The sequence below is a fragment of the Pseudomonas sp. Sample_10 genome (assembly GCF_004321495.1).
Classification (GTDB): Bacteria; Pseudomonadota; Gammaproteobacteria; order Pseudomonadales; family Pseudomonadaceae; genus Aquipseudomonas.
Genome location: NZ_RCOE01000224.1, coordinates 1 through 3,354 on the forward strand (window position 1 = coordinate 1; position 3,354 = coordinate 3,354).

Sequence of the window (3,354 nt, forward strand, 5' to 3'; positions counted from 1 at the left end):
CTGGCGCTGGCCAGCAGCGCCGTGGTGATTGCACTGAGCAGTGCGGTCTTGTGCACGAACATGGGTATTCCCTCTTCTTCAAATTATGGTCGGGGCAGTTTTGAACGTGGTGAAGCATGCCGTTGGCGGCTTGTTATTAGCGTAGTCAGAGATGTTGCCCGTGGCGCGCCATGATGTGGCGCACCACGCTGTAGTCCTGGAGCGAATCGCTGGACAGGTCTTTGCCATAACCCGAGCGCTTGAGCCCGCCATGGGGCATTTCGCTGACCAGCATGAAATGGCTGTTGATCCAGGTGCAGCCGTACTGCAACCGCGCGGCGACCTGCATCGCCTTGTCCAGGTTCTGGGTCCAGACCGATGACGCCAGGCCGTATTCGGAATCGTTGGCCCAGTCCACCGCTTGTTCCAGCTCATCGAAACGCGTCACGGTGACCACCGGCCCGAACACTTCGCGCTGGACGATTTCGTCGCTTTGTTTGCAGCCCGCCAGCAACGTCGGCTGATAGAAGAACCCGGCGCCGGAATGTACCGCGGCACCGGTCACCCGTTCGATGTGCGGCTGGCCGAGGGCTCGCTCGACGAAACTGGCCACGCGGTCGCGCTGGCGGGTGCTGATCAGCGGGCCGATTTCGTTGTCGGCATCGCGTTTGCCGGCAAACCGCAGGCTGCTGACGGCGGCACCGAGCTCAGCCACCAGGCGGTCATGTATCCCGGCCTGTGCATAAACCCGGCACGCGGCGGTGCAATCCTGGCCGGCGTTGTAATAGCCATAGGTGCGCACGCCTTCGACCACCGCTTGAATGTCGGCATCGTTGCAGACAATCACCGGGGCTTTGCCGCCGAGTTCGAGGTGGGTGCGTTTGAGGGTTTTGGCGGCGGCCTGGAGAATTTTCTGGCCCGTGACGATATCGCCGGTCAGCGACACCATGCGGATTTTTGGATGGCTGACCAAATGGCTGCCAACCCCTTCGCCGCCACCGCACACGATGTTGATCACTCCGCGCGGCAAGATCTCGGCCAGCGCTGGCGCCAGAGCCAGGATCGACAGCGGCGTGTGCTCCGAGGGCTTGAACACCAGCGTATTGCCGGCGGCCAGGGCCGGGGCGATTTTCCACGCGGCCATCATGATCGGGTAATTCCACGGCGCAATGGACGCCACGACACCAATGGGATCGCGCCGCACCATGCTGGTGTAGCCCGGCAGGTACTCGCCGCTGAGCTGGCCGGTCTGGCAGCGCACGGCACCGGCAAAAAAACGGAACACATCGACAGTCGCGCTCAAGTCGTCCTGACGGGCCAGGTGCAGCGGCTTGCCGCAATTCAGGGCTTCGAGACGGGCGAGCTGGTCAGCGTTTTTTTCGATGGCGTTGGCGATGTCCAGCAACAGGTTGGAGCGCTGTTGCGGCGTAGTCCGGGACCAACCGGCAAAGGCGCGGTGGGCGGCGAGGATGGCGGCTTCGACTTGTTCGGTGCTGGCTTCGGAAATCTGCGTGAGGATTTCGCCCGTGGCCGGATTGATGATGGGTTCGGCACAGCCTTGTCCGGCGACCAATTCACCATCGATCAACAATGCGGTGAACAACGGGGTCTGTGCACCAGTCATTCTTCGAGTTCTCTTTTCTTGTGTGGCCATGCGGTTCCCCTGTGACCGGGGGGCCGACCGTCTTATATAGATGCAGCAAGACTAGTGCGCGGCCCCGAGGTCGACAAATTCTAAATACTGAAGGTGGCATTCGATTAAATAGATGGCTTGCGTCCGCCGTGGGGTTGTTCCCGCGCAACAGTAAGAAACGGGTCGACCAGCGCCGGCCGCGCCGTGCCCCTGCGCCATGCCAGGCCGACATCGAGGGTCTGGCTCAAGTCGGCAATGGGCCGCGCTTCGATGATGTCGCCCTCCAGTGACCACGGGCGATAGGTCATGTCTGGCTGGATCGAAACACCCAGACCCGCGGCCACCAGGCTTCGCACCGCTTCGGTCGAGGCGGTGCGCAAGGTGATACGCGGTTGCAACGAGGCTGCCGTCCACATCCGTTGGGCGTTGCGGTCCATTTCGTCGACGTTCAGTTGAATCAGCGGCTCGCGGGTCACGTCGGCGAGATTGATGCTGTCGTGCTCCAGCAGCGGATGCTGGGCCGGCAGCCACAGTCGATGGGGCGAATGGGTCAGCACTTCGGTCTGCAACGCGTGGCGATCTTCGAGGTTGGAGAGGATCAAAACGCCGACATCGATCTCACCGCTGACCAGCAAATGCTCGATGTAGGGGCGCTCGTCCTCCATCACGCGGATCTCGACGTTGGGGTAGGCGCGCTGGAAACGGGTCAGCAAATCCGCCAGGTAATAACCGGCCACCAGGCTGGTCACGCCGATGATCAACTGCCCGGCGACCTGGTCGGTGCTCTGTTGCAGGCTGCGTTTGGCGTTGTCGACAGTGGCAAGGATCAAGTGCGCCTGTCGTAAGAACTGGTGGCCCTGATGGGTCAGGGTCATGCCCTTGGCGTGGCGATTGAACAGGCTGACGCCGATCTCTTCCTCCAATTGCTGGATCGCCAGGGTCAGGGTCGATTGAGAAATGAACGCGGTTTGCGCGGCGGCGGAGATCGAACCGGTCTCGGCGACGGCGATGAAATGACGGATCTGACGCAAGGTCATCATGAGAGGAAACCCAGTGGGCGGTTTTTATCGATAGGTTCGAGTGTATATCCATTTTTACGAAAGGCAGGCTGACTTCAAGCAACATCTGGAAGCACTCTCGCAGGTCAGGTTGCGGCACTTTCGATCTAGGCTGGTGGCCTCAAGGTTTGGTCAAACCTTTTAGTGGAGGCAAAAAATGAACACCCGTGGATTGCTCGATCAACTGCTCAAGTCCGGTCAGGACCTGTTGCAGAACAAGGCAGGCGGGGCGCAGGGCAAACCGTCCGGTGGCGCTCTGGGCGGGTTGCTCGGCGGTAACGGCGGTTCGGGCGGCCTCGGCAGTCTGCTTTCCGGTGCGGGTGGCGGTGCCTTGGCGGCAGGTGCAATGGGCTTGTTACTCGGCAACAAGAAGGCGCGCAAGGTCGGCGGCAAGGTTGCGGTCTATGGCGGCCTCGCGGCATTGGGCGTGATTGCCTACAAGGCCTATGGCAATTGGCAGGCTCAGCAGGGCACGGCGCCGAAGACCGAGCCGCAGACCCTTGATCGCTTGCCCGCGGCGCAAGTCGAGCAGCACAGCCAGGCGATTCTCAAGGCGCTGGTCGCGGCGGCCAAGGCTGATGGCCACATTGACGCCCGTGAGCGCGAGCTGATCGAAGGCGAGTTCACCAAGCTCGACAACGATCAGGAACTGCAGCACTGGCTGCACGCCGAACTCAACAAACC

General features: G+C 61.6%; 3 protein-coding genes. 1 reads left to right on the forward strand and 2 read right to left on the reverse strand.

Annotated elements, in window-relative coordinates; translation table 11 throughout:
* Positions 1-145 precede the first annotated feature (145 nt).
* Entirely contained in the window at positions 146-1,603 is a 1,458-nt protein-coding gene (locus D8U18_RS22765; RefSeq protein WP_056856295.1) for a gamma-aminobutyraldehyde dehydrogenase, read from the reverse strand.
* Positions 1,604-1,737: 134 nt separating this feature from the next.
* Entirely contained in the window at positions 1,738-2,652 is a 915-nt protein-coding gene (locus tag D8U18_RS22770; RefSeq protein WP_056856294.1) for a LysR family transcriptional regulator, read from the reverse strand.
* 175 nt (positions 2,653-2,827) lie between these two features.
* Here D8U18_RS22770 and D8U18_RS22775 point away from each other — a divergent pair.
* Positions 2,828-3,354, forward strand: a 527-nt coding sequence (locus tag D8U18_RS22775; protein WP_131108461.1) for a DUF533 domain-containing protein, incomplete at its 3' end; no start/stop codon positions are given.

Coding starts and splice junctions, on each gene's coding strand:
- D8U18_RS22765 (WP_056856295.1), bottom strand. CDS start 1,603: ATGACTGGTGCACAGACCCCGTTGTTCACCGCATTGTTGATCGATGGT.
- D8U18_RS22770 (WP_056856294.1), bottom strand. CDS start 2,652: ATGATGACCTTGCGTCAGATCCGTCATTTCATCGCCGTCGCCGAGACC.